This window comes from Pontibacter pudoricolor (assembly GCF_010092985.1).
Lineage (GTDB): Bacteria > Bacteroidota > Bacteroidia > Cytophagales > Hymenobacteraceae > Pontibacter > Pontibacter pudoricolor.
In genome coordinates, this window is sequence record NZ_CP048106.1 from 2,731,556 (window position 1) to 2,744,518 (window position 12,963).

At 45.1% G+C, this 12,963-nt stretch carries 11 protein-coding genes; 7 read left to right on the forward strand and 4 right to left on the reverse strand.

Annotated elements, in window-relative coordinates:
* Positions 1-51 precede the first annotated feature (51 nt).
* From GSQ66_RS11670 to pnuC, 3 genes are all read right to left on the reverse strand, one after another.
* A complete protein-coding gene (locus GSQ66_RS11670) occupies positions 52-2,079 on the reverse strand; it encodes a T9SS type A sorting domain-containing protein (RefSeq protein ID WP_162427637.1) in 2,028 nt (675 codons plus the stop codon).
* 574 nt (positions 2,080-2,653) lie between these two features.
* Positions 2,654-2,830, reverse strand: coding sequence for a hypothetical protein (locus GSQ66_RS11675; protein WP_162427638.1), 177 nt, complete (start codon positions 2,828-2,830; stop codon positions 2,654-2,656).
* Positions 2,831-2,981: 151 nt separating this feature from the next.
* On the reverse strand, positions 2,982-3,686 hold the full coding sequence (pnuC, locus tag GSQ66_RS11680; RefSeq protein ID WP_162427639.1) for a nicotinamide riboside transporter PnuC: 705 nt from the start codon (positions 3,684-3,686) through the stop codon (positions 2,982-2,984).
* 108 nt (positions 3,687-3,794) lie between these two features.
* Between pnuC and GSQ66_RS11685 the strand changes: the two genes are divergently transcribed.
* Positions 3,795-4,112 carry a rhodanese-like domain-containing protein gene (locus tag GSQ66_RS11685; protein ID WP_162427640.1) on the forward strand — a complete coding sequence of 106 codons (318 nt, stop codon included), beginning with the start codon at positions 3,795-3,797 and terminating at the stop codon, positions 4,110-4,112.
* Here GSQ66_RS11685 and GSQ66_RS11690 read toward each other — a convergent pair.
* Positions 4,109-4,258: a hypothetical protein gene (locus tag GSQ66_RS11690; RefSeq protein WP_162427641.1), complete on the reverse strand. Its 150-nt coding sequence runs from the start codon at positions 4,256-4,258 to the stop codon at positions 4,109-4,111. The genes GSQ66_RS11685 and GSQ66_RS11690 overlap by 4 nt on opposite strands.
* Positions 4,259-4,425: 167 nt before the next feature.
* Here GSQ66_RS11690 and guaB point away from each other — a divergent pair, with 167 nt between their 5' ends.
* From guaB to GSQ66_RS11720, 6 genes are all read left to right on the forward strand, one after another.
* Positions 4,426-5,895: an IMP dehydrogenase gene (gene guaB, locus GSQ66_RS11695; RefSeq protein ID WP_162427642.1), complete on the forward strand. Its 1,470-nt coding sequence runs from the start codon at positions 4,426-4,428 to the stop codon at positions 5,893-5,895.
* 212 nt (positions 5,896-6,107) lie between these two features.
* Positions 6,108-8,171 carry a PP2C family protein-serine/threonine phosphatase gene (locus tag GSQ66_RS11700; protein WP_238395657.1) on the forward strand — a complete coding sequence of 688 codons (2,064 nt, stop codon included), beginning with the start codon at positions 6,108-6,110 and terminating at the stop codon, positions 8,169-8,171.
* Positions 8,172-8,190: 19 nt separating this feature from the next.
* Complete coding sequence (locus tag GSQ66_RS11705) at positions 8,191-8,529, forward strand: STAS domain-containing protein (RefSeq protein ID WP_162427644.1); 339 nt, start codon at positions 8,191-8,193, stop codon at positions 8,527-8,529.
* Positions 8,522-8,932, forward strand: a complete 411-nt coding sequence (locus GSQ66_RS11710) for an ATP-binding protein (RefSeq protein ID WP_162427645.1) — start codon at positions 8,522-8,524, stop codon at positions 8,930-8,932. Before GSQ66_RS11705 ends, GSQ66_RS11710 begins: the two co-directional genes overlap by 8 nt.
* A 158-nt stretch (positions 8,933-9,090) precedes the next feature.
* Complete coding sequence (locus GSQ66_RS11715; protein WP_162427646.1) at positions 9,091-11,403, forward strand: peptidylprolyl isomerase; 2,313 nt, start codon at positions 9,091-9,093, stop codon at positions 11,401-11,403.
* Between the two features lie 182 nt (positions 11,404-11,585).
* Positions 11,586-12,959: a peptidylprolyl isomerase gene (locus GSQ66_RS11720; protein WP_162427647.1), complete on the forward strand. Its 1,374-nt coding sequence runs from the start codon at positions 11,586-11,588 to the stop codon at positions 12,957-12,959.
* Positions 12,960-12,963 lie beyond the last annotated feature (4 nt).

Consider the following 12,963-nt stretch of genomic DNA (forward strand, 5'->3'; position numbering starts at 1 on the left):
CAGGAAAGACCGGAATTTCTTCCGGTCTTTCCTGTTTTATAGTTTAGTATTTTATTCTTTTTTCAACAGTTTTACAGTGCGTGAGCCTGCACTATCTACCACGCGTATAAAGTACATGCCGTTCGGTAAGTTTCTGCCTTCCACTTCTATACTTTGCAACTGACCAGCTTTTGCTTTACCAGCTTTTAATTCTTTGATCAGTTTACCAGTACTATCATACAGATTGATAGCATAGTTACCGCTTCGCGCTGATTTAAATTCAATGTTGGCTCTGTCTCGGAATGGAACCGGATAGGCGGTGATGGTTTTATCAAAATCAGCTGTCTCAATCTCTTTAAGTGAGCTTGAAGAAGTTACAGTCTTAACAGCAGTAGTGGTTGAGTTAGGAGCTAAAGCTGTAGGACATGTTGTCACTATATCATCGCAGGTAGCTACCGCTTCGCAACCATCTTTTCTAACTGTAAGCCTGAATGGATAACCTGCTACCAATCCTGTAAATATTAACGTTCCACTTGCATAATCCAATTTTGATTGATTGTATGTTGAAACCGGATCACCATTTTCGTCCAGTTGCTCGAGATAATAATCGGCACCAACAAGTGGATTACAAACACTTAATGTACCAGTTGGTCGGGAATCGCAAATACTTGGCTCAAGAAGTGTCACTATCGGATCATCTATAGTATTAATTGTAAGTGTAGTATACTCAAAAGGCGCACCGCATGTAGCTCCAGTTAAAACAGCCTTGTAGGTGCCAGCATCACCAGCTTCTACATCGGCAATAGCCAATGTACTGGATAAAGCAGCTGTAGTAATTGTTATTCTGCCACCAGTTACAAGCTCACTGGACAATACTTCCTCATTAGCCATTGTATTTGGATCATCCGGCGTTACAACTTTATACCAGTCAATATTTGCTCCAGAAGCACCAGATCCTGAAACAGTTGCTACAAATAAAGCATCTTCACCAGGACATACAGCCACAGGATCTATGTCCTGCATCAGTGCTGGAGGTACTATAGCAAAATTAAATAAACTAAAGTCTTTCAACTCGCTGGTGTACGAAGATGAAGTACGGGTTTTTACCAGCATAGTAGCATCCGGTGAACAAGGGTCAAAAGTGCCAAACAAATCTGTCAGGTTTACACCCATTTCTACAAACTGCAGCGCCATGGTAGTGTTAGAAGCAGAGCCATCTCCTGCAAAGGCAGTATTATCTCCTGCTGGCTCTACATCATTCCCATTAGTAACTATATAGGCTAAACCTGCAGGTATAGGTATATTCACCCAAGCATATGTAGTTTTATTAGCTTTGGTTACTTGCTGCCATTCAAATACTAAAGGAATAGGTGTATTACCGCCTTTAGAAAAATCAACTACAAATAGTAAGTCGCCTGCAACAGTTCCAACTCTAGGTGTCCGGCCGCCAGTAGTTGCTAGTGATGCTGGTCCAAACATCTGAGTGGTAGTTTTTGAAATACCCGCCTGGTTATATTCAAAATCAAGGTAACTTGTACCATCAACCGAACGGGTTTCTGCACCCATATGCAACCAAGTATCACCGCTAACTTCTTTTGATCGGACATAAATATTGGTTAGGTCATTTTTTTGCGGGGCACTGGGATTTGAAGTATCTATTGAATACGGGCTTTGGCCAGGTGCAATAAAATTGCCATTTTTGTTACTGGTACCAGCAAAAGTCTCTACCTCTATGTTACTTGCAATCACACCAGAGCCACTATTTCCATCCACTATCCAAATTGCATTTTCGTTAGCCACATTAGTTTCTCCAGGTATAGCATAACCAGATGGAGGAGTGGTCTGCTTCAATACACTTCTCCAGTCTATGCCCGTTGAAACACAGGTAGGAGTAGTACAGTTACCCGAAATAAAATCCCCATCAATTTCAAAATCACCGGCTTTACCTGGTACCCCTTTAGGATTTGGGTTCTGGGCTATTACAGAGGTAGTAAAAAGAAAAAATGCTGCCAACAATGCCCTGGTATTACGCCATGATGCCAGTTGGTTCTTAACCTGAACGCGTCTCGTTCCGGTAGAATAGTTAATAAGTTCTTTCATGTATAAAAATTCACATATTGATGTTGTGTTGTTAAGTGTTGATCAAATTTACTTTTTGCATCTCTGCAAAAACGGGTAGTGTTAAGTAGCACCATAAAACAGGTGTACAATTAAACTCACTATGTTAAATATTGCTGAAAGCAGGATCGATCAGGGAGGCTTGCAGAAATAACGCATAAGGTTATAACTGCTGCTCTTTTGATACAGGCAAAGCATTATGGAAGGGAATTAGGATACTATAATTTTTAACTTCTTTATCTTAAAAAGATTATGCGGAAAGCAGTGCTAGCATTTTAGCTTCTAATCTTAAAAGACTAGTGTAATAAATAAGCTGAGAATAGTAGGTAGAGGACAGCAAGCTGCTTCAAGACAATAACCATATAGCAGGCTATGCAAGCAGAGTATAATACCTAATAGAGGAAGTATTAAAAAAATTGAGTAGCTACCATAGTTCTAACGGAGGCTACTCAATTTTGTACTAAGCTAATAAACAATTAAAGTAAACAGCTGAAAATGAACAGGGAAAATGCCTTTATATAGGGCAAGTATATATTAAAAGGTTACAACAATTAATTCAGCATTCTGAAAAGCTGTAACCGTAGAAGTTGTATACTTTTAACTGCCTTGGTTTTTTATCGCCATACTGCCTGTAGTACACATGTTTAGGACTCTCGTCCGGAGACTCGTATCCCCACTTCAGTCTGTTTTTATACTTTAGTTCTTCCGGTAATTCTAGTTTTCGTTGTTTCATGTTAAGGCACGCTAAGTGGTTAAACATTACTTACTAAACCGGGCTTACATTTACAAAACAGCCAGTTACTTCCATGTACGTAACCCAATACTCCCCGGATAGCAATAAAACAGTATAAAACGTAACAGAAACAACTAAAATAGCGATCGGTCTACAAGACAACTATAGTTTGCTGCCTGGCTGCCCTGGCTCTTCTCTGCCATTCTACCAAACCCCAGAATGCCATTACCAGGAGCACAAAGTAAAACACAGAGGTAAATACCAACCCTTTCACAAAGTATAATGGTATGGAGGCAATGTTGGTGCCGATCCACCAGTACCAGCTTTCTACTTTCTTGCGTGCCATCAGCCACATGCCAGTGTAAGCGGTGGCACTGGCAAATGCATCGCCCCACGGTATTACTCCCGGGTAAAAAGCCCCTTTCAGGTAAACCAGGCTAAAATAAATAACCACATACAGCACCGCGAAAAAGGTAAGTTGCCATGCCCACATTTTAGGAGTAGAGAAAGTAATTTGCAGAACATGTTCCTGCTGATTATTGCGTTTGGCCCAAAGGTACCAGCCATATATGCTCAGAACAGAGTAATAAATGTTAACACTTGCCTCCCCTATCAGGTGGTATTTAAAGCTGAGGTACACGTAAATAATTGTACTGACAAGGCCGATCGGGTAAACCAGGATATCCTCTTTACGCGAATACCACACGCTAACTATGCCTGCTATAACCGCTACATATTCTAACAGCGACGTCTGGATCATGCCGCTCACAAATTGCACCCAAACCTGGGTAAGGTCAACTACAGCGACCACAGAAAATATGGAAGGCACAGCAAGGATATCATTTAGAATTATCATGAGCGGAATTTAGAGGCACAAATGGCTTATAGTTATAATTGGTTGCTAAGTTTGCAAATCGAAACTTAATAGCCAACACAGCGCTACAACTATAAATTTACTTTACTTATGGATGAAATTACTGCCCCGGAGTTAAAACAGCGTCTGGCCCATGGGCATAAACTGCAGCTACTGGATGTAAGAGAGCCTGTTGAGTTCGAGATTTGTAACCTGGGTGGCGATCTTATCCCTTTGGGCAAGCTTCCAAAACAAACCGAGCGCATTCGCCGGGATATACCGGTTGTTGTTATTTGCCACCATGGTTTCCGGAGCGCCCAGGCTATAAATTTCCTGAGTCAGCGCTTTGGCTACGACAACCTGCTGAACCTGAAAGGCGGCATCCACGCCTGGGCAATACAGGTAGATCCTGAAATGGCTGTATACTAACCGAAACCTATAGTTGCTGAATAAAGCAGGTTTCTTTTATGCAGAACTATAGTTGCTGTGCTATAAGATGTCATAAAATTCCGGGCTGAAAGACGGGCCAAACGCTCATGTTCGTCCTGTCTTTCAGTCTTCCCAACATGTGCCATCTCAACATATCATCTCTCTTACAAATCTTATAATTCAGATACTCCTATTTATAGTTTACATACGCTTTAAATGGTAACCCAAAAAATAATTACAAAAAACTTGTAAGTTATTCCGGGAAGTTTTTTGTAATTTTACGCGGCAAATAAGGACCCCTAAATTATTTGCCATGCTCTCTGATCAGAACAAGATTGCCTTCGAAGCGCTTACCTACGATGACGTGCTTCTGCTCCCCGCTTACTCCGAGGTGCTACCAAATAACACAGATACATCTTCCTGGCTTACACGGAACATCCGGATAAATGTGCCGCTTATTTCGGCTGCCATGGATACCGTTACCGAAGCTGATCTGGCAATTGCCATGGCACAGGAAGGCGGCATCGGCATTATTCATAAAAACATGTCGATCAAAAAGCAGGCGGCGCAGGTGCGTAAAGTAAAACGTTCTGAAAGCGGCATGATCCTGGACCCGATCACACTGGAGGAAACTGCTACACTAGGCGATGCCGTGCAGATCATGACAGAGCATAAAATTGGCGGCATTCCTATAGTTGATGCCTCAGGTAAACTGACAGGCATTATTACGAACCGCGACCTGCGTTTCGAAAAAGACCTCACGCAACCGGTTATCTCTATCATGACCAGGAAAAACCTGATAACAGCGGAGCGCGGTACCGACCTGGCAAAAGCAGAAGATATTCTGCAGCAATACAAGATCGAGAAACTACCTGTAGTGGATGAAGAAGGCAAACTGGTAGGTCTGATTACTTATAAGGATATTCTGAAGAAGAAAGACAGGCCCTTCGCCTGCAAAGATGAGTTTGGTCGTTTGCGAGTGGGTGCTGCCGTTGGCGTTACTCCGGATGTAATGGACCGCGTTCAGGCGCTGGTTGAAGCCGGTGTTGACGTGATAAGCGTAGATACAGCCCATGGCCACTCAAAAGGAGTGCTGGATGCGGTTAGAAGAATAAAAGACCTTTTCCCGGATGTGGACCTGATTGCAGGCAATGTTGCTACTGCCGAAGGTGCCAGAGCGTTGGCAGATGCCGGCGCTGATGCTGTAAAAGTAGGAGTTGGCCCGGGCAGTATCTGTACTACCCGTGTAATTGCAGGTATAGGCGTGCCGCAGTTAACAGCCGTTATGGAAGCAGCCAGGGGCCTGGAAGGTACCGGCGTTCCGGTTGTGGCCGATGGTGGCATTAAATTTTCCGGAGATATTGTAAAAGCATTGGGTGGTGGCGCCAGTACCGTAATGATAGGCTCGTTGCTGGCTGGAACCGAAGAAGCTCCCGGCGAAATGATCATCTACGAAGGGCGTAAGTTTAAGTCTTACCGCGGCATGGGTTCTGTTGAGGCCATGGAAGAAGGATCGAAAGACCGCTATTTCCAGGGCAACGAAAAAGATTCGCGCAAACTGGTGCCGGAAGGTATAGTTGGCCGGGTGCCTTATACAGGCCTGGTTGGTGAAGTAATTTACCAGTTGGTTGGTGGCATCAGGGCAGGCATGGGATACTGCGGTACACCAACTATAGCCGATCTGCAGAAAGCGCGTATGGTTAAAATAACCGGAGCCGGCCTTCGCGAGAGCCATCCGCACGATGTGCAGATCACAAGCGAAGCACCAAACTATAGCCGTTAATTTTTAATTGCTTACATTTATAGTTGGTTGGTTTTATCAGATCCGAAATAAAGCCAACCAACTATATATTTTATACGTTATGCAGGTTGTTTTTCTAACCGCAATTAAGCACCTTGTTTAACGAGCGAAAATTTTTCTTACCTTTCATTAAACAAAACACAACAAACACCAAAAAACAGTTGCTGCCTAAACTTAGCACGGTTTTCCGTTTTATGCTATACAAGACTAACGTAAAATCTCTGTTGGTTACTGCTGCTATAATTAGCTGGGTACTACTGTTAGGTAATGTTCTGCTGATGGCAGAGAGCGTGCGTCAGCCGGGTGCCATTAAGCTGGCCCTCCCCTACATTAACAACCTGCTGATCATTGTTTTTATCCTTTCTGTTTTCTTATTTCAGCGCTTAAGCGCCAATAACCTAAAAGGAATTGACTTCAGCAGCTATCTCTGGAACCTGTTCTCCAAAGCTGCCATTGCCGCTTACCTCAGCATCGCCTTATATTTTGCCTATAAACTTTCTACGGGGTATGCCCGGCTGCAATCGCCGTTACTGCTGCACCTTGTGTACCAGGTAAACTTCGGGTTGCTGGTCTACTTTTTAGCAAAGTCTTTTTACATCTGGCGACAGCTGCTGCTGTATCATAAAAATAAGTTTCTGCAGGTTGCCTGGGAGTGGTTTGAACTGTTGCTGTTCAGTACGCTGATTCTTACGCTGCTCAATTTCAACTATACCAACTATATTTTCCTGCCGCTGTTCGGGTTGTTCGGGTGCTATATCCTGTTCCTGTGCACTAACTTAAAGTGGGTAGCTTACCTGTCGTTCAACAAAAAAAGCAGGTCGCTGGTGCTGTTGGGTGCCATACTGGTCAGCTGTTACATTTTCACAAAGTTCTTCCAGGAGTTTTCGGATAGCCAGGAACTGGTTATAGATTACTCTGATGTTGGTTTCCTGATGCTGGCGATGATGTTTGTAGGTTGTTATACATTGGCCGCTTTCCTGGTTTCGTTGTTCAGTTTGCCTACCTCCAGTGTGTTTGAGCAGAAAAGCGAAGACCTGTTAAATTTCCAGCGCCTGAGCCAGTCTATACAGCAGGGCCAGAACGAATCGCAGGTGTACAACACGCTTTTCGAGAGTACTATAAAAGCGTCGGATGCCACAGCCGCCTGGTTTGAGATGGTGCGCGGCAACAATACGCATGTATCGCACCTGCTTAACATTAACAACGAACAGATAGAGCGCATCCGCCATCTGCTGCTGGCCTACAACATCCAGAACATCGATTACATAAACAATAACCTTGATCGTAACACCGGTTTTCGTGACCTTGCCCTGCCCTGGAAGTCGCTGATCATTCTGCCGATAAAATCTAAAAAACATATATTTGGCACCTTATACCTGCTCCGCGACATTGAACAGGGCTTCGACCGCGAAACTGTAAACGTACTGCGCACCTTCACCAGCCAAACTATATTAACTATAGAAAACCTGCGCCTGGTAGCCGAATCGTTGCAGAACGAGCGTTACAAGGAAGAGCTGAAGATTGCTACGCAGGTACAGGAAAGTTTAATACCAAAAACCTTCCCTACCGACAGCTGGTTCGAGATTGCCACACATGCCGTAGCGGCAAAAGAAGTTGGTGGTGATTTCTACGATTTCCTGCAGCTAAGCGAATCCCGGATAGCCATTATTATTGGCGATGTATCAGGCAAAGGTATTTCGGCGGCGTTCCATATGGCCCAGATGAAAGGCATTTTTCATGGGCTGATGCAGCAGGACATGCCGCCAAGCGAATTTATGAAACAGGCCAACAGTGCACTAAGCCGCTGCCTCGAGAAAACCTCTTTCATTACATCTTCGCTATACATTATTGATTACCGCATGCAGGGTTTTATGTTTGCGCGTGCCGGCCATTGCCACACGCTGTACTATAACGCCATGATGGAAGATGTTTTCTACTTCCAGACGGATGGCCTTGGCCTGGGTATAGTTCGCGACAAAAGCTATAACAACCACGTGCGGGAGATGTATTACGACTATAACCCCGGCGATGTGATGGTAATTTATACTGACGGCATAGTGGAGGCCCGTAATGCTGCAAATGACGAATACGGCGAAGACAGGCTGAAGTATATGCTCACGCAGACATACCACCTGGAGGCCGAAGATATTAAGTGCGCCATTATAAACGATCTGGAAGATTTTACAGGTCCTGACAACCTATATGACGATCAAACGTTGCTGGTGATTAAGTTTAAACCTGTTCAACCCAAGGCATAATAATAACGTAAAGTAGCCGATGAAAATAACACAAGACATTAAAGAATCTACCATCATCATGACCCTTGATGGTGAACTCGACGCAAGCTCATCTGTAATACTGGACGAGGAATTGTCGGACCCGGAAATAATGAAGTATAGCAAAATACTTGTAGACTGCCAGAATCTTAACTATATTTCTTCGGCTGGTCTGGGAGTATTTATTTCGCATCTGCAGCGCTTTGAGGATGCGCAGATAAAGCTCATTTTCTTTAACATGCAGGATAAAGTGCGCAACGTATTCGAGATACTTGGGCTTGACCTCCTCATGACCATCGTAACAAACTACGAGGAAGCCATTACCATAGCTGATGAATAATTCCATCCGGGTAAGCTGTACAAAAAAGAACCTTAAGCTAATACGGGATTTCGTCACGAAATATCTGCAGAGTCTTGCGCTCTCAGATGTACTGATGAACCAGATCGTATTGGCGGTGGATGAGATATGTGCCAACCTCATCATCCACGCCAATAACGAAGATCCATCAAAATACATTTACCTTACCATTACAGAACCCAAAGATGCGGTTCAGTTTGAGATTACGGATAACGGAGTGGCCTTCTCAACGCATGATTACAAAGAACCCGACATACTGGAGCACGTCCGGGTCGGGAAAAAAGGCGGCGTAGGCATTGCGCTTGTGCGGCGGATTATGGATAAGGTAGAGTTTACGACCAAGGGCGACGCCAACTCCTGCGTCCTGTATAAAAAGATAAAATAAGACCGGATACACACTTTTACCGGTCTTTGTCCGTTATCCGGAACGAAAACCCATGCAATAGGATTATAGTCATGTTTTTTGGCTTATCTGTCAGAAAAAATAACTAAAATTGCATATTCTGATACTAATCAGCGAAACAAGTCTTGTTTAATCAACTTATGCGCAGCAATCACCTACTTGTTGCGGTAGCCGCTTTAGCTCTGGCCGGATGTACCGCATCCAATAAGAACAACAGCAAAGAGCCGGCTATCGCTACGCTTGGCTCTGAGCCACTTTCTTCTTCCGAGTTTAAATACGTGTATGAGAAAAACAACGGAGGCAACGAAGATGCTTATTCTGAAAAAAGCGTTGAGGACTACCTGGAACTATACACCAACTTTAAGCTAAAGGTACTGGAAGCGGAAAGCCGCGGCCTGGATACGACCACTGCTTTTAACCGTGAACTGGAAGGGTACAAAGAACAACTGGCTCTGCCTTACCTGACCGAGAACAGTGTCACCGACAAACTGGTACGCGAAGCGTATGAGCGCTCAAAGCAGGAAATCAATGCTTCGCATATACTCATAACCTTAGACCCGGATGCTGCTCCGCAGGATACGCTGGCAGCCTACAACCGGGTAATGGAGCTGCGCAAGCGAGCACAGGCCGGCGAAGATTTTGCGAAACTGGCAAAGGAAAACTCACAGGACCCTTCGGCAGCAGACAACGGTGGCAACTTAGGTTACTTTACGGCCATGCAGATGGTGTACCCGTTTGAGAATGCTGCTTATAAAACGGAGCCGGGCCAACTTTCGATGCCGGTGCGTACCCGCTTTGGTTACCACCTCATAAAAGTACACGACAAGCGCGCTGCCCGTGGCGAAGTGAAAGTGGCGCACATCATGGTACGTGCCACGCCAGGCATGCCTAAAGCCGACTCGCTGGCAGCCAAACAACGCATTGATGCAATTTACAAACGCGTGCAACGCAACGAGAACTGGGATAAACTGACTGCTGAATTTTCGGAAGACGATAACACAGCAGACAACGGTGGTGAACTGCCATGGTTTGGTACCGGCCGCATGATCCCGGTTTTTGAAGAAGCAGCTTTTGCATTACAGAAAGAAGGCGAGATTGCTAAACCTACGCTTACCCCATATGGCTGGCACATTATAAAACTAATCGAGAAACGCGGTCTGCCTCCTTACGAAGACATGGAGCAGAGCCTACGCAATAAAGTAGCAAAAGACTCCCGCTCAGAACTGAATAAAGCTGTATTCCTGAAGCGAATCCGCCAGGAAAACAACTTTACGGAAGTTGCCGATGCCAAAACCGCCGCTTTCAGCAAAGCAAATGATGCGCTCCTGAAAGGCACCTGGAAATTTGAGCAGAATGAGAAAGATAAAACGCTGAAAGCAACTTTATTTACCATTCAGGGCAAACCATATACTATAGCCGATTTTTACAGCTATGTAGAAGAGAACCAGCGCCCGCGTACCAGTGGCACCGCCGAGTACGCCATGACACTTCTCTACGATAATTTCGTGAACAAAAGCCTGCTGGACTATGAGCGTGCTAACCTGGAAAACAAGCACACCGATTACCGCATGCTGGTTCGCGAATACCACGACGGCATTCTGTTGTTCCAGATGATGGATGAGAAAGTGTGGTCTAAAGCAGTGGAAGATTCTGTTGGGCTGAAAGCTTACTTTGAAGCCAATAAAGAGAACTATAAGTGGGGCGAACGTGTGGATGCTATAGTTGTTAGCGCTGCCAATAAAGACCTGCTTAAAGCGGCTCAGCAGCAATTAGATAAACGCCGCTACGCTGTTAAAACTGCTAAAATTCCGGATGTACTGTTTGAAAATGGCAAAGCGACACTTACCAAAGATGGGATTGCCCAACTGAACGAACTTGCAGAGTTGCTGATGGAGATGCCGAACACCAGCCTGGATATAAACGGCCACACGGATTCCCGCGAAGATGCAGCTGCAAAAGACCTTGCCCAGAAACGTGCACAGGCAGTTACAGCGTATCTGCAGCAGGAAGGTGTACCAACTACACAGCTAACTATAAAAAGCTTAGGCAAAACCAAACAGGCTGGTCCTGATAATACTGAAACCGGACGCCGCCGCAACCGCAGGGTATCGTTCACTTTGTATTCATCCGACCTGGGTGCGCTTGCCGATAACCTGAATGCCGGAAATCCGCTGGCAGTACAGATATCAGAGAAGAAATTCCAAAAAGGTGAGAACAAAGCAGTGGATGCAGTGAAGTGGGAACCGGGAACATATACTACGCAATTAAATGGCCGCGAATATCTGATTATCATTAACAAGGTATTGCAGCCAGGGTATAAACAACTGAACGAAGTACGGGGCGCAGCCATCTCTGATTACCAGAACTACCTGGAAGAGCAATGGGTAAAACAGCTGCGCGAAAAATATCCTGTTAATGTCAACAAATCAGAAGTAAACAAGCTGATAAAGTAAAAGCATCTGCAAAAAAAGCTGCACTTTTATAGTGGAGCTTTTTTTGCTAAAAAAATCTTTAGAGATTGCAGGTTGCAAATCCTGACTAAAGGTTTCAGCAGAATAAAAACACCCGGGCTTTAATGTTCCGGTCACCATAAAGCAAGTATAGCGCCGCAGCAACAAGAGCGCAAAACATCATTATGCATAACCAACCTATAACAACACCCCGAGTATTTTGTGTGGTAGCAGCCATTATCGTTTGTATGATGTCGGCTTTCCAGGCTACGGCGCAGGCTCCTGTACAACGCCAGGTAGATGGTATCATCGCCAAAATAGATAACCAGATCGTGCTGAGATCGGAGCTGGAGTTCAGCTACCTGCAGTACCTGGCACAGGCCAAACTGCAGCCTAACGAGGAACTGAAGTGCGAAATATTCAAGTCGCTGGTTCAGGACAAACTATTACTGGCCCGCGCTGCCATTGACTCCGTAACAGTGGAAGAAAGCCAGGTAACCGGCGAGCTTAACCGCAGAATTGATTACCTATCGTCCCAGGTAGGTGGCGTAGAGCGTTTGGAGCAATACTATAACAAGAGCATCCGCCAGTTAAAAGAAGAACTGCGCAAAACAATACAGGACCAGCTGGTAATGCAGAAAATGCAGGAAACAATTGCTGGTAAGGTTCGCGTTACACCAAAAGAGGTGGCAGCATACTATAACCGCATCCCACAAGACAGCCTACCTTACTTTTCAAGCGAAGTAGAGATCGGCCAGATTGTAAAATACGCGGAAGTAAGCAAGCAGCAGAAACAGGAAGCACGCCAGCAGCTGGAAGAACTACGCAAGCGCATTTTGGCTGGCGAAGATTTTGCTACACTCGCGAAACAGTATTCCCAGGATCCGGGATCAGCTGCAGCTGGTGGCGAACTGGGCTTCTTCAAGAAAAAGGAACTGGTACCGGAATACGAAGCTGCTGCGCTTCGCCTGGAGCCAGGTGGCATCTCAGGTATAGTAGAGTCGCAGTTCGGTTTCCACTTGATACAGCTGATCGAGCGTAAAGGACAGGAGTTTAACACGCGTCATATCCTAATCAAGCCTGCCACCGCTACGGTAAACATTCAGGAAGCTATTGCTGAACTGGATAGCATCCGTTCGCTAATTGAGAACGACAGCATTACGTTTGCCAAAGCCGCCAAAGACTTTTCGGATGATTTTGCTACCAAAGATAACGGTGGTATGATGGCCAGCCGCGCAGGTACGACTTATATCCCGATGGACCAGGTAGACCCAAGCATCTTCTTTGTGATAGATACCATGCAGGTGGACGAGATCTCTAAACCAATTCCGTTTACCACTGCAGATGGTAAGGAAGCGGTGCGTATCATTATGCTGAAAGGCAAGTCAACTCCACACCAGGCGAACTTAGAAGACGATTATCCGAAAATAGCCGCAGCGGCACTCAACGATAAAAAGAGCAAAGCCGTAGATGAGTGGTTCAGGAAGAACATCGACACTGTATTCATCGACATCGACCCTGAGTACCAGGATTGTAAAGCACTACAAGTCACGCAATAAAACT

Excerpts from the sequence above, each read along its gene's own strand:
- GSQ66_RS11670 (WP_162427637.1), bottom strand. The coding sequence starts at position 2,079 with ATGAAAGAACTTATTAACTATTCTACCGGAACGAGACGCGTTCAGGTT.
- GSQ66_RS11675 (WP_162427638.1), bottom strand. The coding sequence starts at position 2,830 with ATGAAACAACGAAAACTAGAATTACCGGAAGAACTAAAGTATAAAAAC.
- pnuC (WP_162427639.1), bottom strand. The coding sequence starts at position 3,686 with ATGATAATTCTAAATGATATCCTTGCTGTGCCTTCCATATTTTCTGTG.
- GSQ66_RS11685 (WP_162427640.1), top strand. The coding sequence starts at position 3,795 with ATGGATGAAATTACTGCCCCGGAGTTAAAACAGCGTCTGGCCCATGGG.
- GSQ66_RS11690 (WP_162427641.1), bottom strand. The coding sequence starts at position 4,258 with ATGGCACATGTTGGGAAGACTGAAAGACAGGACGAACATGAGCGTTTG.
- guaB (WP_162427642.1), top strand. The coding sequence starts at position 4,426 with ATGCTCTCTGATCAGAACAAGATTGCCTTCGAAGCGCTTACCTACGAT.
- GSQ66_RS11700 (WP_238395657.1), top strand. The coding sequence starts at position 6,108 with ATGCTATACAAGACTAACGTAAAATCTCTGTTGGTTACTGCTGCTATA.
- GSQ66_RS11705 (WP_162427644.1), top strand. The coding sequence starts at position 8,191 with ATGAAAATAACACAAGACATTAAAGAATCTACCATCATCATGACCCTT.
- GSQ66_RS11710 (WP_162427645.1), top strand. The coding sequence starts at position 8,522 with ATGAATAATTCCATCCGGGTAAGCTGTACAAAAAAGAACCTTAAGCTA.
- GSQ66_RS11715 (WP_162427646.1), top strand. The coding sequence starts at position 9,091 with ATGCGCAGCAATCACCTACTTGTTGCGGTAGCCGCTTTAGCTCTGGCC.
- GSQ66_RS11720 (WP_162427647.1), top strand. The coding sequence starts at position 11,586 with ATGCATAACCAACCTATAACAACACCCCGAGTATTTTGTGTGGTAGCA.